This window comes from Pseudarthrobacter sp. 1G09 (genome assembly GCF_050038305.1).
Lineage (GTDB): Bacteria > Actinomycetota > Actinomycetes > Actinomycetales > Micrococcaceae > Arthrobacter > Arthrobacter equi.
In genome coordinates this window covers 2,592,432-2,615,215 of sequence record NZ_CP188306.1, presented here as the reverse complement: position 1 = coordinate 2,615,215, position 22,784 = coordinate 2,592,432, and the positions used below count along the sequence as shown (strand labels likewise).

Below are 22,784 nucleotides of genomic sequence, written 5' to 3'. Positions count from 1 at the left end.
CCATTACTTCCACATCCCCGGTAACCGGTCAGGGCGCCGCTGTTGCAGGTTCGGGGACGGCTGACTGGCCGGCGTACGTCCAGCCGGCGCGCTCCAGCCACGCCGCGCACAGTGCCGGCCACTCCTCGGCGCCCGGTGCTCCGGCTGCCAGGCCGATGCCGTGCCGGCCGTGCGGGAAGATATGGAGTTCCGCGGGCACGCCGGCGTCGAAAAGCGCCTGCGCGTAGCCCAGGCTGTGGCTGACGGGCACGGCTTCATCGTCGGCCGTGTGCCACAGGAAAGCCGGCGGGCTCTGGGAGGTCACCTGACGGTCTGCGGAAAGAGCCGAGAGCAGGTCCGGGGACGGTGAGTCGCCCACGAGGTTGTCGACCGAGCCCTGGTGTACGTCCCGGGTCAAAGAGACCACGGGGTAGCACAGCACTGCCAGGTCGGGCACGGAGCCGGGGACGTCGAGGGCCGGGACTCCCGTGGAAACCGCCGTCGACAGTGTGGCAGCGAGGTGGCCGCCCGCCGAGAATCCCAGCACCCCGATCCGTTCCTGATCCACCGCCAGGCCGTGGGCGCCGCCGCGGATGTACAGCATGGCTTCCTTGGCATCCACCAGGGGAGCGGGGTGCCGCTGGGGAGCTACCCGATAGCGCAGGACAAAGGCGTGAATACCCAGCGAAGAGAGCCATTCGGCAACGGGTTCGGCCTCATGGTCGGCCTGGCGCGCATAGCCGCCGCCGGGCAGGACCAGGACGGCGGGCCGCAACCCGCCACCGGAGCAACGGGCGGGAATGGAGGTCAGGCCGTTCGGCGTCATCAGTCCGTGGCCTCCGTGCTGCGGCGCAGCATGACCTTGCCGGTCACCGGAAGCGGTGCGGAATCCTGGTCGTCGCCGTCGGCCGTGGGTGGTGCAGTGGCCCTGGTGGCGAGCCGCCCAATCTCCTCCAGCGGCAGGCTGACCGTGGAAAGCGCAGGCCTGAAATCGCGCAGGGTCTCGATGTCATCGAAGCCTGCGATCCGTGCGTCGCGCGGGATGCGGAGCCCTTCTGCCCGCAAGGCGGCGGCTGCACCGATGGCCATGACGTCATTGACTGCGAAAATACCCAGCCCGTTGCCGGCCGGCCGGCCGCTCCCGCCGGTTCCGCCGGCCTTGATCCGTGCCGCGAGCTTGAGGCCGGCCTCGTATCCTCCGGACCGGTTAAAGGAGCTCCGCAGGACCTCGGCGGGGCCGCGGCCTGCCCGGCTGAGCCCTTCCTGGAAGCCGCGGATCCGGTCATCGGAGGTGAAGAGACCTTCCGGGCCGCCGATGATGACGAAGTCGCCGTCCCACCCCGCTGCCAGTTCCACGGCAAGGTCTGCGGCAAGTTCCTGGTTGGGGACCGACACCACGTGGTAGCCCTCCGGGGCTGCGGCGCCCACTACAGGGTGTCCCACCACAGCGACCTGCCCTCCGTTGCGGCAGTAGCGGTCCAGCTCCGCGGCCAGTTCCGCGTTTTCGTCCCCGTCCTCAGCCCGTGACGAGCGCGAGCCGGCGATCACGATCGAATCGGCGCGCCGCGCAGCGAAGGCGGCAACTGCTTCCTTTTCTTCCCCGGGAGCTCCGCCCGTGGTGGCCAGCAGCACCATCCGGCGCTGTTCGCGGGCAGCCTCCTGGACGCCCCTGGCAATTGCCGCGAAGTAGGGGTCCGCGATGTCGTGGACGATCAGGCCGATCAGGCCGGAACTCGACTTCGCCAGTCCCTGCGCCTGCGCGTTGGGAATGTAGCCCAGTGAATCCGCCGCCTGGCGGACCCGCTCGGCGATGTCCTTGCCGGGCTTGCGCGCTGAGCCGTTGAGGACGCGGGAGGCGGTGGCGGGAGACACCCCGGCAAGCCGGGCCACCTCGGTGAGGGTACTAGCGGCCACAGCAGCTCCTGGACGTCGGGGAAGATAACGGTCACCACATTATGGCAGTTGAAAGTTCTTCCGGAAAGCGCTTGCCAACTCCGGCGGAAGCGGTGCATGATGGAACCAGTGGGAATGCGCTTTCCCAATCAGGCTTGAGTAAAACTTGCTCACTCACCGTGGAGGACACATGGGCTTCGAAACAAAGACGATCCGCATCGCCATGAACGGCATCACCGGCCGCATGGGATACCGCCAGCACCTGCTGCGTTCCATCCTGCCGATCCGTGACGCCGGCGGCTTCACCCTGGAAGACGGCACCCGCGTACAGGTTGAGCCCATCCTGGTGGGGCGGAACGAGGCAAAGATCCGCGAACTGGCGGAAAAGCACAAGGTTGCCGAATGGACCACCGACCTGGAATCGGTCATCAACGATCCCACCGTTGACGTCATCTTCGACGCCTCAATGACCAGCCTGCGTGCGGCCACCCTGAAGAAGGCCATGCTGGCCGGCAAGCACATCTTCACCGAAAAGCCCACCGCGGAAACCCTGGAAGAAGCCATCGAACTGGCCCGCATCGGCAAGGAAGCCGGCGTCACCGCAGGCGTCGTCCACGACAAGCTGTACCTCCCGGGCCTGGTCAAGCTCCGCCGCCTGGTGGATGAAGGCTTCTTTGGCCGCATCCTCTCCATCCGCGGCGAGTTCGGCTACTGGGTCTTTGAAGGCGACGTGCAGGCCGCCCAGCGCCCGTCCTGGAACTACCGCAAGGAAGACGGCGGCGGAATGACCACGGACATGTTCTGCCACTGGAACTATGTCCTCGAAGGCATCATCGGCAAGGTCAAGAGCGTCAGCGCCAAGACCGCCACGCACATCCCCGCCCGCTGGGACGAGGCCGGCAAGGAATACAAGGCAACGGCCGACGACGCCTCCTACGGCATTTTCGAGCTTGAGACCCCCGCGGGAGACGCAGTCGTGGGCCAGATCAACTCGTCCTGGGCCGTCCGCGTCTACCGCGACGAGCTGGTGGAATTCCAGATCGACGGCACCCACGGTTCCGCGGTCGCAGGCCTCAACAAGTGCGTTGCCCAGCAGCGCGCGCACACCCCCAAGCCCGTGTGGAACCCGGACCTGCCCGTCACTGAATCCTTCCGTGACCAGTGGCAGGAAGTTCCCGCCAACGCCGAACTCGACAACGGCTTCAAGCTGCAGTGGGAAGAATTCCTCCGCGACGTCGTCGCCGGCCGCGAACACCGCTTCGGCCTGCTCTCCGCCGCCCGGGGTGTCCAGCTCGCAGAGCTCGGACTGCAGTCCAACGACGAACGCCGCACCATCGACATCCCGGAGATCACGCTCTAATGACGTCCCTCATCCTTCCCTCCCACGACGGCGGCACCAGGGAATACCGCCTGCAGGGCGGCACCACCTGGGCCCGCCCCTCCGCCCCCCTGACAGCGCGGCGGGCGTATGCCGCAGCCCACGTCATCCCCGAGGTCCTTGCCGACAACACCCCCGGCGCCCCGGCACGCCTGGACTGGGACGCCACGATGGCCTACCGCCACGAACTGTGGTCCTACGGCCTGGGCGTCGCCGATGCGATGGACACCGCACAGCGGGGCATGGGCCTTGACTGGGCAGCCACCCAGCAGCTCATCAAGCGCACCGGCGTCGAGGCGGCGTCCGTGGTTGCAGCGAACAACGCGGCCACCGCCGGAAAGTCCGTCCGTGACCTCGTGTCCTGCGGCGCAGGCACCGATCAGCTGGACATCGACGCCCTGCCCGCGGGCGAAGCGGGCCTCAAGGCTGTCCTTGAGGCCTACCGCGAACAGATTGCCGTCATCAGCGAAGCCGGGCCGAAGGTCATCCTGATGGCCTCCCGTGCGCTGGCCAAGGTAGCCACGGGTCCGGAGGACTACCTGAACGTGTACTCCACGCTGCTGCAGGAAGTTGACCAGCCCGTCATCCTGCACTGGCTCGGCACCATGTTCGATCCCGCGCTTGCCGGCTACTGGGGCTCCGACGACGTCGCCGCCGCCACTGAGACCTTCCTGGGCCTCATCAAGGACAACGCGGACAAGGTTGACGGCGTCAAGGTCTCGCTGCTCGATGCAAGCCACGAGGTGGCCCTGCGCGCAGCCCTGCCCGAGGGCGTCCGGCTCTACACCGGTGATGACTTCAACTACCCCGAACTCATCGATGGAGACGGCGCGCACCACTCGGACGCACTGCTCGGCATCTTCGCAGCCATCTACCCGGCCGCCTCGGTAGCCCTGCAGAGCTACGACGCCGGCAACGCCGCCAAGGCCCGCGAGATCCTGGACTCCACCCGCGAACTGGGCAAGCACATCTTCAGCGCCCCCACGTTCTACTACAAGACCGGCATCGCGTTCATGTCCTGGCTCAACGGCAAGCAGCCGGGCTTCCAGATGGTGGGCGGCCTGCACTCCGGCCGCTCCGTCTGCCACCTGGCCAAGACCTTCGAACTCGCCGACCAGGCGGGCCTGCTGAAGGATCCCGCGCTCGCCGCCTTCCGGATGTCCGACTACCTGCGGATCAACGGGGTGGGCGTGTGAGTGACTTCTCAAGGTTGGCCATCAACAGCGCCACCACCAAGAAATGGACGCTCGCCCAGGTGGTCGAGGGATGTGTCAACGCCGGCATTCCCTCCATCGGCCCGTGGCGGGACCGCGTGGAGGAAGCCGGCCTGGACAAGGCTGCCCGCCTGATCAAGGACGCGGGACTGCGGGTCTCCTCGCTCTGCCGCGGCGGGTTCCTGACTGCGGCCGACGCCGAGGGGCAGGCGGCCGCGCTCGCTGACAACCGCGCTGCAATCCTCGAGGCCGTGGCACTGGACACCAGGGAACTGTTCCTGGTGGTCGGCGGCCTGGCGCCGGGGGAGAAGGATGTCGTGGCGGCACGCCAGCGTGTGGCGGACCGGTTGGCGGACCTTGTTCCGTTCGCCGCGGAAAACGGGGTCCGGCTGGTGCTGGAACCGCTGCACCCGATGTACGCTGCGGATCGCGCACTCATTTCCACCCTTGGCCAGGCGCTGGACCTTGCGGCGCCCTTCGACGCCGCGACGGTGGGCGTTGCCGTCGATACTTTCCATGTCTGGTGGGATCCGGAGCTGAAGGCGCAGATCGAGCGTGCCGGACGGGAAAAGCGCATCGCTTCCTACCAGGTGTGCGATTTCAACATGCCTATTGCCGCTGATCCGCTGCTCTCCCGCGGATACATGGGCGACGGCGTCGTGGACTTCGCCACCATCGGCACCTGGGTGCGGGACGCCGGCTATACCGGCGACATCGAAGTCGAAATCTTCAACCAGGAGATCTGGGACACCGACGGCAACACCGTCCTGTCCACGGTCAAGGAACGCTACGCGGAGCTTGTCCTGCCGTACGCCTGACCTGGTCCAGGCCGCGGGCCGCTGCCGCGCTCTCGAAAGTGACAGGCAGCGGCCTGCGTTCCACATACAGAAGACCCGGACCGCTTGCGGTCCGGGTCTTCTGTATGTCCCTACGTCAGGCGTACAGCGAGGCGAACCGGCGGTATGCCGCCAGCACACCGGCGTCGTCCGATTCCCGGGGAAGCACGACGACGTCTGATGCCCAGGCAGGGAACGCGCCGGTGAGCGCTGCGGCGGCCTGGCGGGCAGCGCCGTCGGCCACGTATTCTCCCGGCCGCGGAATGGCGACGTCCGCCCCCAGCAGCCGGGCCGCGGCATCCTGCACGGCCTCCGACTGCGCGCCTCCGCCTACCAGGACGATGCGCCTGGCCTCCACGCCCTGTTCCAGAAGAGCGGCCAGCCCGTCAGCCAGGGAGCACACCACGCCTTCGACGGCGGCGCGCGCCACGTTCGCCGGGGTGTAGTTTGCCCGTGTGATGCCGTGCAGGGAACCGGTGGCATCCGGCAGGTTGGGCGTGCGTTCGCCGTCGAAGTAGGGCACCAGGGTCAGTCCGCCCGCGCCGGGCTGCGCTGACAGGGCCAGCCGGTTGAATTCGGCCAGGTCCACTCCCAGCAGCGCTGCTGTTGCATCGAAAACGCGCGTGGCATTCAGCGTGCACACGAGAGGCAAGTAGTGCCCCGCCGCATCCGCAAACCCGGCAACCAGTCCGGTTGCATCGGCCGCCGGCGTCTCCGAAACCGCGAAGACGGTGCCGGACGTGCCCAAGGACATCACCACGTCGCCCAACCCTGCACCAGCACCCAGTGCGGCTGCAGCGTTGTCTCCCGCGCCCGCTGCGAGAAGGCCGCCGGCCGGCGTCCTGCCCGCAGCCTCCAGCGGGCCAAGGACCCCCGGCAGCGTGGGGGTGTGTCCAAGCGATGCGGCCACGAGGTGGGGCAGGTACTTTCCATCCGCCGTCGAGAAGTATCCAGTCCCTGAGGCGTCCGAGCGGTCCGTCACCAGCGCATCAAGCCCAGCCGTGCCGCTCCCCGGTCCGTATCCGGCCAGGCGCCAGGTCAGCCAGTCGTGCGGGAGGCAGACGGCGGCAACCCTGGCTGCGTTTTCCGGTTCGTTTTCCCGGAGCCAGTGCAGCTTGGTCAGCGTCAGCGACGCTACCGGGACTGTCCCGGTGGCGTGTGCCCAAAAGCGGGCGCCGGCGGCAGCATCGCCGTCGCCTGCCATGTCGATGAGCTGCGCGGCGGCACCGGCGCTCCGCGTGTCGTTCCACAGCAGGGCAGGGCGGACCACCGCGCCGTCGGCGTCAAGGCAGACCATTCCGTGCTGTTGCCCGGCGACGGAGATGGCCGCAACGTCGTCGAGGCCACCGGCCTGGGCGACGGCGTCCCGCAGGGCGTCCCACCACGCATCAGGGTGGACCTCGGTGCCCTCGGGGTGTGGCGCACGGCCCTGCCGGACCAAAACGCCGGTGCCGGCATCGCGGATTACTACCTTGCAGGACTGGGTGGAACTGTCGATTCCCGCGACCAGCGCCATGGTCAGCGGGCGTTGAGAAGGTGCTCGATGGCAAGCTGGTTGAGCCGGACGAACGCGAACGAGCGCTCGGCTGCCTTGTCGGCGTCGAAGTCTTCGAATGCGGCGGCGTCGGCGAGCAGGTCTGCGGTGGTTTCTTCGGCGTTGAGGGTGGGTTCGCCGAGTTCGAAGACGCCCGATGCCTTGAGGGCTTCCTGCACCTGCGGGTCCGCGCGGAAGGCCAGCGCCCGTTCCTTGAGCAGGAGGTACATCGACATGTTGGCCTTGGCGGATTCCCAGACGCCGTCGTAGCCGTCGGTGCGGGAGGGCTTGTAATCGAAGTGCCGCGGGCCGTCGTACTTCGGGCCGCCGCCCGGGAAGCCGTTCTCCAGCAGGTCCACCGTGAAGAAGGCGCTGGTGAGGTCGCCGTGGCCGAACACGAGGTCCTGGTCGTATTTGATGCCGCGCTGGCCGTTGAGGTCGATGTGGAAGAGCTTGCCCGCCCAGAGTGCCTGGGCGATGCCGTGGGTGAAGTTGAGCCCGGCCATCTGTTCGTGTCCGGTTTCGGGGTTCAGGCCCACGATGTCCCCGTGTTCCAGCTGGGCGATGAAGGCCAGGCCGTGGCCTACGGTGGGCAGGAAGATATCTCCCCGGGGTTCGTTGGGTTTGGGCTCGAGGGCGATGCGCAGGTTGTAGCCCTTGTCCTTGATGTAGCCGGCGGCCGTGTCCACGCCTTCCTTCATGCGGTCCAGTGCGGCGGCGAGGTCCTTGGAGCCGTCGTATTCGCTGCCTTCGCGGCCACCCCACATGACAAAGGTCTCTGCGCCGAGCTCTGCCGCGAGGTCGATGTTGCGGAGGATCTTGGACAGGGCGAATCGGCGCACGGACCGGTCGTTGGAGGTGAAGCCGCCGTCCTTGAATACCGGGTGGCTGAACAGGTTGGTGGTGACCATCGGCACCTTGAGCCCGGTGTCGGCCAGTGCTGCGCGGAAGTTCTTGAGGATCAGTTCGCGTTCGGAGGCCGGAGCGTCGAAAGGGACCAGATCGTTGTCGTGGAAGGTGATGCCATAGGCGCCGAGGTCCGCCAGCTTGTGGACGGCCTCCACCGGGTCAAGGGCCGCACGGGTGGCCACACCGAAGGGGTCGGCTCCGGTCCAGCCCACCGTCCAAAGGCCAAAGGTGAACTTGTCAGCAGGGGTGGGGGAGAGAGTCATGATGCGTCCTTGCGATCGATGGTCCGAAATGTACGGATGTTTAGTTTATTGCCTGAACTTTATGTGTGGACGTAGGCTGTGGTCAAGGGTCCGGCGGTGCGGACCCACAGGATATTTTTGGCGGGATCCGCAGCGAGGAGTGCCATGAGGCTGCCGGTACCGGCGTCGACGCCCCACGGGCCAGCGGCTCCGGGGAGCATGGGGGACGTGCGCAGGAGCAACCTCTCCCTGGTTCTCGGTGCCATCGCCGGTGCGCCCCGGGGAGCGTTCCCCACCAGGGCCCAGGTTGCTGCCGCTACCGGCTTGACCAAAGCGTCCGTCTCAAGCATGGTGACGGACCTTCTCGACGCAGGCCTGGTGCGCGAGGTCGGACTCAATGCACGGGGGGAGCGTGGACGTCCAGGGGTGGGCCTGGACCTGAACACCATGCGGGCCGTGATGGGTATGGAGGTCAACGTGGACTACATAGCCGCCGGCGTGATGGACCTTTCCGGGACGGTGGTGTTCCTGGAAGTCCGGGAACGCGACAACCGTGGAAGCCGGCCTGAACCCGTCCTGGAGGCGCTCGGCGTCCTGGCGGCCAAAGCGCGCAGTGACGCGGGGGAGCGGGGCGTGGAAATCCTCGGCGGCGGCCTCGCCGTGCCCGGACTGGTGCGACCAGGAGGGACGGGAATCCTGACCGCCCCCAACCTGGGATGGACCGGCGTCGACCTTGACCTTGGCGCCTTGCTTCCGGAAGCGCCATTGGCCGTCGCCCTGTTCAACGAAGCAAACGCTGCGGCCCTGGCTGAACTCCGGCACAGGCCCGGCACTGATGCGGACTTCCTGTTCGTCTCCGGGGAGGTGGGCGTTGGTGGCGGCCTGGTCCTGGGCGGCGAACTCTTCACCGGGCCCGACGGGCACGCCGGCGAAGTGGGACACGTGGTGGTGGACCCTGCGGGAAGCCCCTGCTCGTGCGGGGGGACGGGCTGCCTGGAAACAATTGCCGGCCAGGATGCCATTTTCACTGCAGCGGGCGTTGAAACTAACGGCGGAAGCCGCTCCGCCGCCATGCGCAGCCTCCTTGCGGCGCTCGCCGCGGGGGACGCCCGGGCGATATCCGCCGTCGAACGTGCCGGCAAGTACTTGGGCATTGCCCTCGCCTCAACTGCGCGGGTGGTGGACATCGGTTCGGTGGTGCTCGGCGGCCACTTTGCCGTCCTCGACCAGTGGCTGCGGGCGCCGCTGCTCCACAGTCTTTCCACGTACGCGCCAGGGAAGCTGGCCGCCGACCATGTTGTCACCTCGGCCGTCGGTGAGGAGGGCGCGCTCCTGGGGGCGGCCGGAAGCGTCCTGCGCTCGCTGGTGGACGCGCCGCACTTGCTGCAGGGCTAGCCGCGGGGCAGGTCAGGGGCCGCATCGATCCTGCTCGGGCGTCGGGCACGGCCCTCACGCGGACGCACTAACCTGGCCGGATTCCCGCGGCCGCTTAAGCAACAGAGGTCCTGGCCTGCATGCGCAAGGCCAGGACCTCTTTTCGGTGCCCCAGGAGGGAATCGAACCCCCGACCGGCGGATTAGAAGGCCGCTGCTCTATCCCCTGAGCTACTGAGGCATCCGGTCTCCGGCCTCACGGCCAGTGCCTCAAAAAGTTTACCCTGCCCGGGGTGCCGGTGCCGTCATCTGCAGGTGACTCTCCCTCCACATCCGGCTGCGCCGGTGCCTTATGCACATAGCCCAACCTGCCCCTCCTGCCGGCTGCCCGGCGGCGCAATGCTGGTATTGCCTGCAAGGGCACCACCATTGAGACAGGACGTGAAAGATGAAAGACCTAATGACCATCCGGGGCTTCGTGGCCACGGATGTAACGAGTTCCACCACCGGGCGCGGCACCGCGAAGGCATCCTTCCGCGTAGGGGTTACCTCACGCCGCTTCGACGAGTCCGCCAAGGCATGGGTGGATGAACACACCAACTGGTTTACCGTCCACGGGTACCGCCAACTCGCGGGGACCATCGGATGCAGCATCAGGAAGGGCCAGCCGGTCATCGTGGTCGGGAAACTGCGGCTCAGCACCTGGGAAAAGGACGGGCGCGTCTACCATTCGACCGTCATCTACGCCGATGCTGTGGGTCATGACCTTTCGCTCGGCTCTGCAAACTTCACCCGCACGTCGTCAAAGCCCTCGCTGTCCCTGGTGGAGCCACCCGCCGTACCCGACGACCCCCAGTCAGCCATGGGCCTGACCCAAGACGAAGCAGAAGACCACGACTTCGACCATCCCGACGACGACGCCCAACCAGCCGTTGTCATCGAGGACAGCAACGGCGAACTCGCTTCCCTCGATCTCGAAACGGGGGAACTCGCCGAAGTCTAGGGCCCATCACGTTCACCGTCCTGCCAGTCCCGGGCGGACGGAACGCGGCACCCCCCGGCCGCATTCCGTCCGCCCGCCACACGCCGCCGGGGCTCATGTCGGATCCCGGAACCGGATACGGCGGGCCGTGCCAGCCTGGGACTGCCGGATGCTGCCGCGGCCAGGGGGCAGCCCGGCACGTGGCAGAATGACACCATGCGGCACTCTGTAACCTCCCGCCTCACCGCCACAACGGGAGCAGCTTTGGTGCTGCTTTTATCAGGGTGTGTCAGTGGCCCTTCGCCTGCCGGGCCGGGCGTGGACAATCCGGCCATGGACCAGCAGGCGCAAAGCCAGCCGGCCCCGGAGCAGCAGGCAGGCAGCGCCCCGCCTCCGGCCTCTCCGGAAGAGGCGGCCACTCCCAGCGGACAGGCGCTCGCCACCACATCCGACGCGGACAAAGCCGCTACCGAAGCAATGAAACGTACAGTTACCCAGAGCCTCACCGGGCTGGCGGCAGGCACGCCAAAACCCGCAACTGCCCAGGTCACAGAGGTGCTCACAGCGGCCGGTATCGCCCCCGCAGCGCTTCAGGTATCGCAAAGCCGGACACCAACAGGGCTTGAAGCAGACGCCATCGAAGCCGCCGTGCTGCAGGGACAGGATTGCGTGATCGGCCAGGTCCGTGAAGGGTCCGTCACCGTGACGGTCCTCCCCGTTCTCGCGAGCGGCAAGTGCTTCGTGGGGTCATGAGGCCAGTGGCCCATTCAACGCAAATGTGAGATCTGCCCGCCAACCCACTAGATTTGGAAGCATGGCGGAATTTATCTACACAATGACCAAGGCCCGCAAAGCCGTTGGCGAAAAACTCATCCTTGATGACGTAAGCATGTCTTTTTTCCCGGGCGCCAAGATCGGCGTTGTGGGTCCGAACGGTGCCGGTAAGTCCACCATCCTGAAGATCATGGCCGGGCTGGACACCCCATCGAACGGTGAGGCCCGGCTGAGCCCCGGCTACACCGTGGGCATCCTGCTCCAGGAACCGCCCCTGAATGAGGAAAAGACCGTCCTGGGCAACGTTCAGGAGGGTGTGGGCGAGATCTACGGCAAGATCCAGCGCTTCAACGAAATCTCCGAGGAAATGGCCAGCCCCGACGCTGACTACGACACCCTCCTCGACGAGATGGGCAAGCTCCAGGAAGCCATTGACGCAGCGGACGCCTGGGACCTCGACTCCCAGCTGGAACAGGCCATGGATGCCCTCCGCTGCCCGCCGGCTGATGCCGACGTCACCAACCTCTCCGGTGGTGAACGCCGCCGCGTGGCGCTGTGCAAGCTCCTGCTGCAGAAGCCGGACCTGCTGCTGCTCGACGAGCCCACCAACCACCTCGACGCCGAAAGCGTGCTGTGGCTCGAACAGCACCTCTCCAGCTACCCCGGCGCAGTGCTCGCCGTCACCCACGACCGGTACTTCCTCGACCACGTGGCCGAGTGGATCGCCGAGGTTGACCGCGGCCACCTGTACCCGTACGAGGGCAACTACTCCACTTACCTCGAAAAGAAGCGTGCCCGCCTGGAAGTCCAGGGCAAGAAGGACGCCAAGCAGGCAAAGCGCCTCACCGAGGAACTTGAGTGGGTCCGCTCCAACGCCAAGGGCCGCCAGACCAAGTCCAAGGCCCGTCTGGCCCGCTACGAGGAGATGGCTGCCGAAGCCGACCGGACCCGCAAGCTGGACTTCGAAGAGATCCAGATTCCGCCGGGGCCGCGCCTTGGCGGCGTCGTCCTCGAAGCCAAGAACCTTCAGAAGGGCTTCGAGGACCGGACGCTTATCGACGGACTGTCCTTTACCCTGCCGCGCAACGGCATCGTTGGCGTCATCGGCCCCAACGGCGTCGGCAAGACCACGCTGTTCAAGACCATCGTGGGCCTCGAACCGCTCGACGGGGGCGACCTGAAGATCGGCGAGTCCGTCAAGATCTCCTACGCTGACCAGAGCCGTGGCGGCATCGACCCCAACAAGACGCTGTGGGAGGTCGTTTCCGACGGCCTTGACTTCATCCAGGTGGGCAACGTCGAAATGCCGTCCCGCGCTTACGTGGCAGCATTCGGCTTCAAGGGCCCGGATCAGCAGAAGAAGGCCGGTGTGCTCTCCGGCGGTGAGCGCAACCGCCTGAACCTGGCGCTGACCCTGAAGCAGGGCGGCAACCTCCTGCTCCTTGACGAACCCACCAACGACCTCGACGTCGAAACCCTCAGCAGCCTCGAGAACGCGCTGCTCGAATTCCCCGGCTGCGCCGTGGTGGTTTCGCACGACCGCTGGTTCCTGGACCGGGTGGCCACCCACATCCTTGCCTACGAAGGCGACGAGGAGAACCCGTCGAAGTGGTACTGGTTCGAGGGCAACTTCGAGTCCTACGAGGAGAATAAGGTGGAGCGCCTCGGCCCCGATGCGGCCAAGCCCCACCGCGTGACCCACCGCCGCCTGACCCGCGACTAGTCATGCGCCGGGGCCGTGGCTCCGGGCACAAAGAGGCCGGCGCGGGTGGACTATGGTCCACCCGCGCCGGCCTTTGCCATGTGGTGAAGGGCCAACAGCGGGCCAGCAGGAACGCGGCGGCCGGAGCCCTACGCCCCGCCGGCCTTGCGGAGCTGGTGCTCCAGCACCTTGGACTGGACGGCCCCTGCTACCTTGCTTTTCAGGTCCGAGGGCACCCGGACCATGCCCTCCTGGGCCACGGAGGCAACGTGCTGTCCGGCCCGGTTGAAGATCTTTCCCGTTGCCAGGCCCCGGGCCGACTGAGCACTGGGCGACTCCTGGACGTACAGCAGCCACTCGTCCACGCGCGCCGGGCGGTGCCACCACATGGCGTGGTCCAGGCTGGCCACGTTCATGCCCGGCGTGATCCAGCTGAGGCCGTGGCGCCGCAGGATGGACTCCAGGAGCGTGTAATCACTGGCGTAGGCAAGGGCAGCACGGTGCAGGTTCGGGTTGTCCGGCATGGGGCCGAAGGTCTTCATCCAGACGGCGTTCGTGGCCTCTTTCCCGCCCTTTGCCGAAACATACAGCGGGGGATTGACGTGCCGGATGTCGAACGGCCGCTCATAGGCCCAGTGCCGTGCCACCGGGTGGTCGAACTTCCCCAGCAGGTCTGCCGTGGTGGGGAGGGACTCGGGGCCGGGGATCCCGGCCGGCATCTCGGATTCGTGCTCGATGCCTTCATCCTCAGTCTGGAAGGACGCGATCATCGACAGGATGGGCGTGCCTTCCTGGTAGGCGTGGACCCGCCGGGCGGAGAACGACCGGCCGTCACGGAGCCGCTGGACACCGAACGTGATGGGCTTGTTGGCGTCACCGGGCCGGAGGAAGTACCCGTGCATGGAGTGGACGGCGCGGTCCTCCTCCACCGTCCTCGTGGCCGCAACGAGCGATTGTGCCAGCACCTGGCCGCCGAACACCCGGTGATGCGGCTGCTGCTGGGACGGACCAAGGAAGATATCCTCGTCCGTCCGCGCACCTTCCAGCTCGCCCAGGTCCAGGAGGTTGATGAGCGACGACGTGGGGTCACCGCCGGGAAGAGCCAGAATTCCGGCTTCGGCTTCAGTCATGGTTTGACTCTAGACGGCCCCCCGGCACCGCTCAAACAAGGCACAGCCGGTAGTGTTCTTGGTGTGTCTGATCTTCTTACTTCGTCCTTCCGCTTCGCCGACCCACGGGATCTTGCCGACCTGAAGACCTTTGCTACCCGCGCCAAAGCGATTGACGACGGCGCCATCAGGCTGCAGGCTGCAGGTTCAGTGCTGGCAGCCTACGTCTGCGTGCTGCGGCCGCGGATCCTGGGCGAAGCCACCCCCACCATCCTGGGCCTGCGCACCATGGAGCTTGCCGCGCCGTCGGAAACCGATGTCACGGTGCCGCTGGCGGCGGTCCTGGACCGGCTGGCCCGGGCCGGGGCAGGCGACGTTGAACTGCCCGTTCCACCCACCACCGTCACCGAATCGTGGACGGGCGTGGGCGCCCCGCGGGGCGGCTGGGAGCTGCTGGGTTCGGTTCCGGACGCCGAGCTTAAGTCCGCCGCGGAGGCCGGCATTGGCGAGGTGGCCCGCGCCGTGCCCAACAATCCCGGAGCGCTGATGGTGAACAACGCCCGCGCCGCGGTGTGGGGCCGGGAACTGGACGCCACCGGGCTGCCGGCCGGTGCCGCATTTGCCGCCCTGGCCCTGGGCTTCCTCGCTGACGGCGACCAGAAGCTTTACCGGGCCGGCCGCTGGTTCCGCCTCTCCGGCAGCCGCGGTCATGTCCTGGCGCGGACCGGCAGCGGACTCCTGTAGCCGGTTACGCGCCCGACGGACTGTTGATCATGGACAGCGCCGCGCGTTCCATGTACTCCCACAGCGTGCCCTCGTAGAGTGCCGGCAGCTCCAGTGCGTCCACTGCCGCGCGCATGTGGAACAGCCAGCGGTCCTTGGCCTCGGGCGTCACGCTGAACGGCATGTGCCGCATCCGGAGCCGGGGATGGCCGCGTTCCTCGCCGTACGTGGTGGGCCCGCCCCAGTACTGCTCCAGGAACATGAGGAAACGCCGCTTGGCCGGCTCGAGGTCCTCTTCCGGGTACATGGGACGCAGCAGCGGGTCGGTTGCCACGCCGTCATAAAACACATCGATCAGTTTGACGAAGGTGTCGTGGCCGCCCACGGCGTCGTAGAAGCTGTCGGTGTAGGCCGGCTGGCTGAAGGGGTCGTTCTGCATCAGCTGGGGCCGCTGCGGCTCAATGGGGAGGCTCATGGCTACTCTCCGGCTTTCTGCTCGGTCTTCGTGTTCTCGACGCCGTGGTCGGAGCTCTGGTCAGTGGTGCCCGTTGGCCCTTCATGCAGCGGTACGTAACGTCCCTGGGAACGGTTGCCCACCCGAAGAATCTCACCGTTGCGCAGGTACCAGATGGCGCCGTCGTCGGACCGGACCCGGGTGATGCGCAGGCCCATGGATTCCACCACTCCCACTACCTCACTGGTTTCAATCACGTCGCCGATGCCGAACTGGTCTTCAATGGTGATGAAGATTCCGGCCAGGAAATCGCGGATCAGCTGCTGGGCGCCGAAACCGATGGCCACACCCAGGATGCCCACGCTGGTCAGCAGCGGTGCAATATTGATGTCCAGGTTCTGCAGCACGTACATGCCGGTGATGACCACCACCAGGACGCCCACCACGCTGTTCAGCAGCGACCCGATGGTTTCCGCGCGCTGTACGCGCCGTTCGTGGTCCAGCGCCCGCAGCGCCGGAGCCACCCATTTGAAAGTGCGTTTTTTGAAGAAGTTGCTTCCGGCTGCCACTCGGGTGGTGATCCGCGAAATGACGAACGTCGCCACCAGCCAGACGGCGACGCCCACACCGAGGCTGATCACGATCCCGGTAATGCTGATGCCGTCCGGATCGGTGGCGGCGGACGGAAGGACTGACAACATGCTGACCATAGGGGGGAAGTGCTCCTTGAAACTTGGCTCTGTTCACCTTCAACCCTAGCGCCGTAGCGTGGAGCAATGCGCATCCTCGTCCTGGGCGGAACTGCCTTCCTGTCAGCAGAAATCGCCCGTCAGGCCATAGCCGCAGGCCAGCGCGTAACGTGCCTGGCCAGGGGCACGTCCGGGCGGCCGCCGGAGGGTGCGGTGTGGCTGCAGGCCGACCGTTCACTGGGCGCGAACGCCTACGACGACGCGGCGGGGGAATGGGATGCCGTGATCGAGGTGGCACGCGACCCCGCCCTGGCACGCGGGGCGCTGGAAAGCCTCGCGGCACGCACTGGACACTGGACGCTGGTGTCCAGCTGTTCGGTCTATGCGGACCATTCCGTGCCCGGCGCGGCGGAGGACGCCGCACTGCTGCAGCCACTGACCGACGGGGAGGCATCGACGCCGGAGACCTACGGCGAGTCCAAATCAGCCATTGAAGCGGCCACCGCGGAATTAGCTGGCGGCAAAGCCCATATTGTCCGTGCAGGCCTTATCGCCGGACCGGGCGATGGATCCGACCGCTACGGCTACTGGCCGGCCCGCTTCGCCCGGGACAACACGCCCGTGGTGGTCCCCGGCATCGGCGCGGCCCCCACCCAGGTCATCGACGTCCGGGACCTCGCGGCATGGATCCTCAAAGCCGCCGGCCAGGGAACAACGGGAGCCCTGAACGCCTTGGGGGACCAGGTGCCTTTTGCCATGTACCTGGCTGCATCACGGGAGGCCGCAGGCCATACCGGCCACATCCTGGATGCCCCGCCGGAGTGGCTCGCCGGCCAAGGCGTTGCCTACTGGTCGGGTCCGGACTCGCTGCCGTTGTGGCTTCCGCCGGGCCACGACGGGTTCATGGCCCGCAGCAACCAGGCAGCCAGGGCCGCGGGGCTGGTGCTGCGCCCCTGGCAGGAAACCATCGCGGACGTCCTGCTTGATGAGCGTGTCCGGGGCCTGCGCCGGCCACGCAATGCCGGGCTGGCACCGGAGACCGAAGCCGGGCTGGTCCGCCTGCTCCGGGCGGGAGAAGGGGCCAGCACCGGCAACGTCGCCTAAGCCACCACGGTGACGGGTTCGTGGCCCACCGGGAAATTGACGCTCCGGGCAATGAAGCAGACCTGGTTAGCCTCATGGTGCAGTGACGCCGCCAGTTCCACCTGCCGCGGGTCCGCCACCGTGACCTGCGGATGCAGGGTCACGCTCTGGAACTGGCCGCTCCCGTCGCGGTTCAGCACCATCTCCCCGGTGGCGTCGTCCCGGTAGTCCGTGACCACCACGCCGTGCTTCACGGCGACGTGGAGGTAGGACAGCATGTGGCACTGCGCCAGTGCGGCCAGCAGCAGCTGCTCCGGGTTGTACCGCTCACGGTCACCGTGGAAGGTGGGGTCTGCCGAGCCTTTCAGGACCGGCAGGCCCGGAATGGCGACGTCGTGGTCCCGCGAGTAACCGCGGTAGGAAGAGGTCCCCTCACCGCGGTTACCCGTCCACTGGACGGTCAAGGCGTACTTGTGTTCGTGCAGGCCCATGGCTGCGTTCCCTTCCTGTCAGGCGTCCGCGGCGCGGGCGCGCAATGCCCGGGCCACGCCGTCGCGGTTTTCCAGCATCATCCGGCGCAGCGCGGCGCTCTCCTGGGGGAGTGAGGCCAGGAAGCCGTCCGTGCGGTCCACCGTGGCCTGGGTGGTCAGCAGCGCCGGGTAGAGCCCGACGACGATCTGCTGGGCGAGTGCGTGCGTGCGGGTGGCGACGATGCCCGGGACAGCGGCGAAGTACTTCTCCGCGTAGGGTTCCAGCAGCGACCGGTCCAGCACCCGCATGAACCCGGCCACGGCCGAACCCTGCAACGCATTGGAGAGATCGCCCTTGACCACGATCGACTCCCAGGCGGCGGCTTTCGCCTCGGGGGTGGGGATGGCAGCCGTGGCCAGGGCCGCAGCGTTCTGCCCGCTGGCCGTCTTGTCCCGCTCCAGCTCGGCGTCGATTCCGTCCTGGCCGAGCCTGCCGCCGGCCACCAGGGAAGCCACCAGCTCCCAGCGCAGGTCCTGGTCCACGGTGAGGCCATCCAAAGCGACTGACCCGTCCAGGAGCCCGGTTACCCGGTCCAGCTGGGAAGTGCTGCCGGCCAGCAGGGCGAAGGACTTAACGAACTGGAGCTGGGCGTCGGATCCGCCGGCAACTTCCTGCGCCAGCTCCCAGAGCCGGTCCGCGGCCGCGGCAGTGGTGGCTTCGCGGTGTTCCTCGGCCACGTAGAAGTTCAGCGTGGTGGCCAGCTGGCGCAGCTGCACCAGGATGACGGAGGAATCTGTTTCTGCGGCCACGTTGGCGAGGACCAGCTCCACGTAGGCACGCGCCGGAGTTTCGCCGTCCCGGGCAGCGTCCCACGCCGAATTCCAGACCAGCGTGCGCGGCAGGCTTTCCTGGAAGTCTTTCAGATGGGCCGTCGCGGTGGCCAGGGACTTCGGGTCGAGGCGGACCTTGGCGTAGGCGAGGTCGTCGTCGTTGACCAGGATGAGGTCCGGCTGCTTGAGCCCGGCCAGGGCAGGGACGTCGGTGCGTTTCCCGTCGACGTCCAGTTCCTCGCGGTGTACGCGTTCAAGCTTGCCGGCGGCATTCAGGTTGTAGAAACCCACAGCCAGCCGGTGCGGACGGATGGTGGGCCACTCGGGCACGGCGGACTGCCGGATGGCAAAGGACCGCAGCGTCCCGTCGGAGTCCACGTCCAGTTCGGGAACCAGGGTGTTCACGCCGGCGGTCTCCAGCCACTGCCGTCCCCAGTCGTCCAGGTCGCGGCCGCTGGCCTTTTCGAGCTCCACCATCAGGTCGCTCAGCTCGGTGTTGGCCCAGGAGTGCTTGGCAAAGTATTCCCGGACGCCGGCCATGAACTGTTCCGGACCCACCCAGGCCACCAGCTGCCGCAGCACCGAGGCGCCCTTGGCGTAGGTGATGCCGTCGAAGTTCACCTCGACGTCCTGCAGGTCGTTGATCTCAGCGAAGATCGGGTGGGTGGTGGGCAGCTGGTCCTGGCGGTAGGCCCAGGACTTCTCCACCGAGGCGAAAGTTGTCCAGGCGCTGGTGAAGGACGTGGCTTCCACGGCCGCGAGGTGGGACATGTACTCGGCGAAGGACTCGTTGAGCCACAAATCGTTCCACCACCGCATGGTCACCAGGTCGCCGAACCACATGTGTGCGAGCTCGTGCAGCACCGTGATGGCGCGCCGTTCAATCTGCGCCCCCGTCACCTTGCTCCGGAAGACGTAGCCCTCCAGGATGGTCACGGCACCTGCGTTCTCCATGGCGCCGGCGTTGAACTCCGGCACGAACAGCTGGTCGTACTTTTCGAACGGGTAGGGGCACCCGAACTGTGCTTCGAAGAAGCCGAAGCCCTGGCGCGTGAGTTCGAAGATGTTGTCCGCATCCAGGTACTGCATCAGCGACTTGCGGGCAAAAACGCCCAGCGGGATGACCCGCCCGTCGGAGCTTGTGACCTCGCTGCGGACCGACTGGTAGGGGCCCGCGATCAGGGCTGTCACATAGGAGGACAGCCGGGGCGTGGGTGCGAAGGTCCACACCGAGCGGGCTCCGCCGTCATCGGAGGGAGAGGTTTCGGCCGGTGTTGGCGTGGGGGAGTTCGAGATGACGTCCCAGTGCGAGGGCGCGGTGACCGTGAAGGCAAACGTCGCCTTGAGGTCCGGCTGCTCAAAGACGGCAAACATCCTGCGGGAATCGGGCACTTCGAACTGCGTGTACAGGTAGACCTCGTTGTCCACGGGGTCAACGAAACGGTGCAGGCCCTCGCCGGTGTTCATGTACGGTGCATCCGCCACCACCGTCAGCTCATTGTGCTCCTGCAGGCGGGGCAACTGGATCCGCACGCCGTCGGCCACAGCGGCGGGGTCCAGGCTCTGGCCGTTCAGGGTCACGCTGTGCACCGTGTGCGTCACGGCGTCGATGAACGTCTCAGCCCCGGCAACGGCCCCGAATTTCACGGTCGTGATGCTGCCGAACACCTCGCTGCCGCGGGTCAGGTCCAGGCTGACCTCGTAGGACTCGACGGTTATCAGTTCGGCGCGGGCGCGGGCTTCATCGCGCGTCAGGTTCATGCCTGGCAAGGAGACCTCCAGAAGACGTTGGCTGCTGCGGCGCCGGCGGTAGCCGGCTCCGGCTCTGATCATTCTTGCACTGCCCGGACCCTGGCACGTTGCGCAGGTCACGTCCCCGCCACACCTTCCGCTCCGGTCCCGCCAAGGGTGCCCGCCGGCGGGGGTAGCGTTAATCCATGGGAAAGATTCTGGACAGGGTGGACCGGAAGGCGCTGCGTTTCGCCATCGGCTTCCCCGTGGTCCTGGCCGGTGCGTTCGTCTTCTGCGCGTCGCTGCTGCGGCGTGACCTTCCGGAGCCGCTCGCGATCCAGTGGACGGACGACGGCGGCGCCGCCTTCGCCCCGTTCGGCGCCTACGCAGGCGGGGGAGCAGCCCTGATCCTCGCCGCGGGCTGGCTGGTCCTCTCTCAGGCACTGCCGCTGGGCAGGCCGGCCGTGATGCGCCGGATCATGATGGGCGTCGGGCTGTTCCTGAGCCTCTTCGTGACCACCGTGCTTGCTGCCGGCCTGGTGGGCCAGGCCGGCGTCACCGATGCGCGCAACTCCCACGTCGACCTGACAGTCCTGGCCTTGGGGAGCGGGGCCGCCGTGTCATTGGGTGTCACGCTTGCCTTCGTCTACAAAGCAGACCAGCACTGGTCGGTGGATGACGACCGGGCACTGCAGCGCGCCCTGACCCGTGAAGCCGACCCCGACCTGACAGCGGACACCATCCGGTTGTGGGTGCACGCGCGCAGCTCGGTCTTTGTCATGATCGGCATCGCCTCCCTGTTCCCGGCCGCGCTCATCGCCATCGCGCTGCCCTGGCTCGGTGGCCTCCTGGTACTCCTCGCCGTGGTGGGAGCGGGCTTCCTCTTCGCCCGGGTGAAGGCGGACAGGTACGGGCTGAAGGTCCTCCTGGCGGGCGTCCTGCCGGTGATGGATGTCCCGGCCGGATCCATCACGGCCGCCAGCGCAGCAGACCTGAAGGCAGCAGACTACGGCGGGTGGGGCTACCGGCACCACGGCGGCACCGACGCCATGCTGGTGGGCAGCGGCCCCGCCGTCGTCGTCAGCAAAACCGACGGCCGGCGCCTTGCCGTCAGCGGCGGCAGCCAGGCATCCGCCGCGCGCCTTGCCGACGTACTCACCCGGGTGGCCGCCAGGGCCCGGAAGGGCGGAAACCCGTCATCCGGCGGGCAGGGCCCGGGCTCCTAGTATCCTTGTCCGTGTTGTTTCCCGGGCCGGCGCCCACCCCGCCGGCCTCCAGTGCCGCCAAACCGAACGGAACCTGAACGTGACCTCATCCCCTTCCTTCCCGCGGGTCCACATCGCCACCGACCATGCAGGAATGGAGCTCAGCGCCCACCTGGTCTCCCACCTCACTGCCAAGGGCTACGACGTGGTTGACCACGGACCCAAGGCATACGACGCCCAGGACGACTACCCGTCCTTCTGCATCAACGCAGCCCTCGCCGTCGTGGCCGACCAGCAGGCAGGTGTCCACGCCCTGGGCATCGTGCTGGGCGGCTCGGGCAATGGCGAACAGATCGCGGCCAACAAGGTCAAGGGCGTCCGGGCAGCACTGGCGTGGAACCTCTCCACCGCCACCCTGGCCCGCGAACACAACGATGCGAACGTGGTTGCCGTCGGCGGCCGCCAGCACTCCGTGGAGGAAGCCACCGGGCTGATCGAGGCGTTCCTGGCAGAGCCCTTCAGCAACGACGAACGCCACGTCCGGCGGATCGGCAAAATCGCGGCCTACGAAACCACCGGCGAGGTCATCGAGTAGTGCCGGAAGGCCACTCCGTCCGCCGGCTGGCCCGCCAGTTCGGGGACGTCTTCACGGGAGAGCGCCTTGCTGTCTCCAGCCCGCAGGGCAGGTTCAGCGGGGGAGCGGCCCTGCTGGACGGGCACGCCCTGGTGGCCGCCGAAGCACACGGCAAGCACCTGTTCCTGCACTTCGACAACGCCCTGGTGCTGCACGTACACCTTGGCCTGTACGGCGCGTGGAGCTTTGGCGGTGACCGGACGTTCACCGGGTCTTCCAGCATCGGAGCGCCCCGCCGGGTAGGGGAGCAGGAGTCCCCTTCAGGCAGCGAAGCCGACGCCGGGGCCTCCTACGCAGGGCCGCCCGCCCCCGTGGGTGCCGTCCGGGTCAGGCTGGCCAGCGGCCATGGCTGGGCTGACCTGCGCGGTGCCACGACGTGCGAAACCATTACTGCCGCTGAAGCCGATGCCGTACTGGCCCGCCTGGGGCCGGATCCGCTCCGGAACCTGCGCGGTGACGCTGGCCGCTTCGCCAGGAACCTTCGCACCCGCAAGACTCCCGTCGCGGCACTGCTGATGGACCAGAAGATCATCGCCGGCGTGGGCAACGTCTACCGTGCCGAGGTCCTGTTCCGCCGCCGGCTGGATCCCTGGATGCCGGGGACGGACGTGACGGAACCGGACGCCCGGAACCTGTGGCGCGACGTCGTCAGCGTCATGACCGATGGCGTGGCGGACGGCAGGATCATCACCACACCGCCGCGGTACTGGGCAGTCAACGGCACCACGGCGGCCAAAGCTGCGCGTGCCGGGCAGGACATTCCGGCCAAGAGCGGCAGCTTTCCGCGCGGCGAGGACGCCCATTATGTCTATAAGCGGCAGGGGCTGCCATGCCGGGTTTGCCGCACCCTGGTGCTCGTTGCCGAACTCGCGGGCCGCAACCTGTACTGGTGCCCGTTCTGCCAGCAGCCGCAGGAATAACAGCTGCCCGCCCGGGCCGAAACAGGGAACTTTGGCGCGGACTCGCCGGGCAGCACCGTGCTTTTGGCCCAGGCGGGCCGGCAAAGTGCCCCACGACCGCACGCCGGCAGCATTAAAAG

21 protein-coding genes and 1 tRNA gene are annotated in these 22,784 nt (G+C 67.3%); 12 read left to right on the top strand and 10 right to left on the bottom strand.

All coding sequences use genetic code 11. The annotated features are described in order from the left end of the window. Positions 1-28: 28 nt before the first annotated feature. Both ACP3TD_RS11995 and ACP3TD_RS11990 read right to left on the bottom strand, forming a co-directional pair. The gene (locus tag ACP3TD_RS11995; protein ID WP_426763158.1) at positions 29-805 is read right to left on the bottom strand and encodes an alpha/beta hydrolase; all 777 of its coding nucleotides are present in this window, start codon (positions 803-805) and stop codon (positions 29-31) included. After that, positions 805-1,893, bottom strand: coding sequence for a LacI family DNA-binding transcriptional regulator (locus ACP3TD_RS11990; RefSeq protein ID WP_426763156.1), 1,089 nt, complete (start codon positions 1,891-1,893; stop codon positions 805-807). Before ACP3TD_RS11990 ends, ACP3TD_RS11995 begins: the two co-directional genes overlap by 1 nt. 169 nt (positions 1,894-2,062) lie before the next feature. Between ACP3TD_RS11990 and ACP3TD_RS11985 the strand changes: the two genes are divergently transcribed. The 3 genes from ACP3TD_RS11985 to ACP3TD_RS11975 are packed head-to-tail and all read left to right on the top strand — an operon-like array spanning position 2,063 to position 5,282. Next, positions 2,063-3,232 (top strand): Gfo/Idh/MocA family protein, encoded by a 1,170-nt coding sequence (locus ACP3TD_RS11985; RefSeq protein WP_091720822.1) that lies wholly within the window; start codon positions 2,063-2,065, stop codon positions 3,230-3,232. After that, on the top strand, positions 3,232-4,446 hold the full coding sequence (locus ACP3TD_RS11980) for a dihydrodipicolinate synthase family protein (protein ID WP_426763154.1): 1,215 nt from the start codon (positions 3,232-3,234) through the stop codon (positions 4,444-4,446). The genes ACP3TD_RS11985 and ACP3TD_RS11980 overlap by 1 nt, the downstream gene beginning before the upstream one ends. After that, positions 4,443-5,282 (top strand): sugar phosphate isomerase/epimerase family protein, encoded by an 840-nt coding sequence (locus tag ACP3TD_RS11975; protein ID WP_426763152.1) that lies wholly within the window; start codon positions 4,443-4,445, stop codon positions 5,280-5,282. The genes ACP3TD_RS11980 and ACP3TD_RS11975 overlap by 4 nt, the downstream gene beginning before the upstream one ends. Positions 5,283-5,397: 115 nt before the next feature. Here the strand turns inward: ACP3TD_RS11975 and xylB are convergent, their stop codons facing one another. Then, a complete protein-coding gene (xylB, locus tag ACP3TD_RS11970; protein ID WP_426763150.1) occupies positions 5,398-6,816 on the bottom strand; it encodes a xylulokinase in 1,419 nt (472 codons plus the stop codon). A 2-nt stretch (positions 6,817-6,818) separates the two neighbouring features. Further along, entirely contained in the window at positions 6,819-8,006 is a 1,188-nt protein-coding gene (gene xylA, locus ACP3TD_RS11965; protein ID WP_426763149.1) for a xylose isomerase, read from the bottom strand. A gap of 198 nt (positions 8,007-8,204) precedes the next feature. On the opposite strand from xylA, the gene ACP3TD_RS11960 reads away from it, so the two are divergent. Beyond that, on the top strand, positions 8,205-9,380 hold the full coding sequence (locus ACP3TD_RS11960; protein WP_426767220.1) for an ROK family transcriptional regulator: 1,176 nt from the start codon (positions 8,205-8,207) through the stop codon (positions 9,378-9,380). A gap of 146 nt (positions 9,381-9,526) precedes the next feature. Here the strand turns inward: ACP3TD_RS11960 and ACP3TD_RS11955 are convergent. Then, positions 9,527-9,599, bottom strand: a tRNA-Arg gene (locus ACP3TD_RS11955). Positions 9,600-9,806: 207 nt separating this feature from the next. Between ACP3TD_RS11955 and ACP3TD_RS11950 the strand changes: the two genes are divergently transcribed. From ACP3TD_RS11950 to ettA, 3 genes are all read left to right on the top strand, one after another. Further along, a complete protein-coding gene (locus ACP3TD_RS11950) occupies positions 9,807-10,361 on the top strand; it encodes a single-stranded DNA-binding protein (protein ID WP_349035192.1) in 555 nt (184 codons plus the stop codon). A 312-nt stretch (positions 10,362-10,673) separates the two neighbouring features. Further along, complete coding sequence (locus ACP3TD_RS11945) at positions 10,674-11,093, top strand: DUF6993 domain-containing protein (RefSeq protein WP_426763146.1); 420 nt, start codon at positions 10,674-10,676, stop codon at positions 11,091-11,093. A 61-nt stretch (positions 11,094-11,154) separates the two neighbouring features. Then, a complete protein-coding gene (gene ettA, locus ACP3TD_RS11940) occupies positions 11,155-12,837 on the top strand; it encodes an energy-dependent translational throttle protein EttA (RefSeq protein WP_056079796.1) in 1,683 nt (560 codons plus the stop codon). Positions 12,838-12,965: 128 nt separating this feature from the next. On the opposite strand, the gene ACP3TD_RS11935 is transcribed toward ettA, so the two are convergent. Beyond that, entirely contained in the window at positions 12,966-13,946 is a 981-nt protein-coding gene (locus tag ACP3TD_RS11935; RefSeq protein ID WP_426763143.1) for an acyl-CoA thioesterase, read from the bottom strand. A 63-nt stretch (positions 13,947-14,009) separates the two neighbouring features. On the opposite strand from ACP3TD_RS11935, the gene ACP3TD_RS11930 reads away from it, so the two are divergent. Then, positions 14,010-14,669: a hypothetical protein gene (locus ACP3TD_RS11930; protein WP_426763141.1), complete on the top strand. Its 660-nt coding sequence runs from the start codon at positions 14,010-14,012 to the stop codon at positions 14,667-14,669. Positions 14,670-14,673: 4 nt separating this feature from the next. Here ACP3TD_RS11930 and ACP3TD_RS11925 read toward each other — a convergent pair whose 3' ends face one another. Continuing rightward, positions 14,674-15,123 (bottom strand): globin, encoded by a 450-nt coding sequence (locus ACP3TD_RS11925; protein WP_426763139.1) that lies wholly within the window; start codon positions 15,121-15,123, stop codon positions 14,674-14,676. A 2-nt stretch (positions 15,124-15,125) separates the two neighbouring features. Beyond that, positions 15,126-15,812: a mechanosensitive ion channel family protein gene (locus tag ACP3TD_RS11920; RefSeq protein ID WP_426763137.1), complete on the bottom strand. Its 687-nt coding sequence runs from the start codon at positions 15,810-15,812 to the stop codon at positions 15,126-15,128. Positions 15,813-15,878: 66 nt separating this feature from the next. Between ACP3TD_RS11920 and ACP3TD_RS11915 the strand changes: the two genes are divergently transcribed. Continuing rightward, complete coding sequence (locus ACP3TD_RS11915; RefSeq protein WP_426763135.1) at positions 15,879-16,895, top strand: NAD-dependent epimerase/dehydratase family protein; 1,017 nt, start codon at positions 15,879-15,881, stop codon at positions 16,893-16,895. Here the strand turns inward: ACP3TD_RS11915 and ACP3TD_RS11910 are convergent. Next, on the bottom strand, positions 16,892-17,365 hold the full coding sequence (locus tag ACP3TD_RS11910) for an OsmC family protein (protein ID WP_426763133.1): 474 nt from the start codon (positions 17,363-17,365) through the stop codon (positions 16,892-16,894). The genes ACP3TD_RS11915 and ACP3TD_RS11910 overlap by 4 nt on opposite strands. A gap of 18 nt (positions 17,366-17,383) precedes the next feature. Next, the gene (gene pepN, locus ACP3TD_RS11905) at positions 17,384-19,936 is read right to left on the bottom strand and encodes an aminopeptidase N (protein WP_426767218.1); all 2,553 of its coding nucleotides are present in this window, start codon (positions 19,934-19,936) and stop codon (positions 17,384-17,386) included. A gap of 176 nt (positions 19,937-20,112) precedes the next feature. On the opposite strand from pepN, the gene ACP3TD_RS11900 reads away from it, so the two are divergent. From ACP3TD_RS11900 to ACP3TD_RS11890, 3 genes are all read left to right on the top strand, one after another. Beyond that, entirely contained in the window at positions 20,113-21,132 is a 1,020-nt protein-coding gene (locus ACP3TD_RS11900; RefSeq protein ID WP_426763131.1) for a hypothetical protein, read from the top strand. Positions 21,133-21,211: 79 nt separating this feature from the next. After that, positions 21,212-21,706 carry a ribose-5-phosphate isomerase gene (locus ACP3TD_RS11895; protein ID WP_091720779.1) on the top strand — a complete coding sequence of 165 codons (495 nt, stop codon included), beginning with the start codon at positions 21,212-21,214 and terminating at the stop codon, positions 21,704-21,706. Beyond that, positions 21,706-22,665 carry an Fpg/Nei family DNA glycosylase gene (locus ACP3TD_RS11890; RefSeq protein ID WP_426763130.1) on the top strand — a complete coding sequence of 320 codons (960 nt, stop codon included), beginning with the start codon at positions 21,706-21,708 and terminating at the stop codon, positions 22,663-22,665. Before ACP3TD_RS11895 ends, ACP3TD_RS11890 begins: the two co-directional genes overlap by 1 nt. Positions 22,666-22,784 lie beyond the last annotated feature (119 nt).

Excerpts from the sequence above, each read along its gene's own strand:
- ACP3TD_RS11915 (WP_426763135.1), top strand. The coding sequence starts at position 15,879 with ATGCGCATCCTCGTCCTGGGCGGAACTGCCTTCCTGTCAGCAGAAATC.
- ACP3TD_RS11950 (WP_349035192.1), top strand. The coding sequence starts at position 9,807 with ATGAAAGACCTAATGACCATCCGGGGCTTCGTGGCCACGGATGTAACG.
- ACP3TD_RS11910 (WP_426763133.1), bottom strand. The coding sequence starts at position 17,365 with ATGGGCCTGCACGAACACAAGTACGCCTTGACCGTCCAGTGGACGGGT.
- ACP3TD_RS11925 (WP_426763139.1), bottom strand. The coding sequence starts at position 15,123 with ATGAGCCTCCCCATTGAGCCGCAGCGGCCCCAGCTGATGCAGAACGAC.
- ettA (WP_056079796.1), top strand. The coding sequence starts at position 11,155 with ATGGCGGAATTTATCTACACAATGACCAAGGCCCGCAAAGCCGTTGGC.
- ACP3TD_RS11985 (WP_091720822.1), top strand. The coding sequence starts at position 2,063 with ATGGGCTTCGAAACAAAGACGATCCGCATCGCCATGAACGGCATCACC.
- ACP3TD_RS11935 (WP_426763143.1), bottom strand. The coding sequence starts at position 13,946 with ATGACTGAAGCCGAAGCCGGAATTCTGGCTCTTCCCGGCGGTGACCCC.
- ACP3TD_RS11920 (WP_426763137.1), bottom strand. The coding sequence starts at position 15,812 with ATGGTCAGCATGTTGTCAGTCCTTCCGTCCGCCGCCACCGATCCGGAC.
- ACP3TD_RS11995 (WP_426763158.1), bottom strand. The coding sequence starts at position 805 with ATGACGCCGAACGGCCTGACCTCCATTCCCGCCCGTTGCTCCGGTGGC.
- ACP3TD_RS11960 (WP_426767220.1), top strand. The coding sequence starts at position 8,205 with ATGGGGGACGTGCGCAGGAGCAACCTCTCCCTGGTTCTCGGTGCCATC.
- ACP3TD_RS11945 (WP_426763146.1), top strand. The coding sequence starts at position 10,674 with ATGGACCAGCAGGCGCAAAGCCAGCCGGCCCCGGAGCAGCAGGCAGGC.
- xylA (WP_426763149.1), bottom strand. The coding sequence starts at position 8,006 with ATGACTCTCTCCCCCACCCCTGCTGACAAGTTCACCTTTGGCCTTTGG.
- xylB (WP_426763150.1), bottom strand. The coding sequence starts at position 6,816 with ATGGCGCTGGTCGCGGGAATCGACAGTTCCACCCAGTCCTGCAAGGTA.
- pepN (WP_426767218.1), bottom strand. The coding sequence starts at position 19,936 with ATGAACCTGACGCGCGATGAAGCCCGCGCCCGCGCCGAACTGATAACC.
- ACP3TD_RS11900 (WP_426763131.1), top strand. The coding sequence starts at position 20,113 with ATGGGAAAGATTCTGGACAGGGTGGACCGGAAGGCGCTGCGTTTCGCC.
- ACP3TD_RS11980 (WP_426763154.1), top strand. The coding sequence starts at position 3,232 with ATGACGTCCCTCATCCTTCCCTCCCACGACGGCGGCACCAGGGAATAC.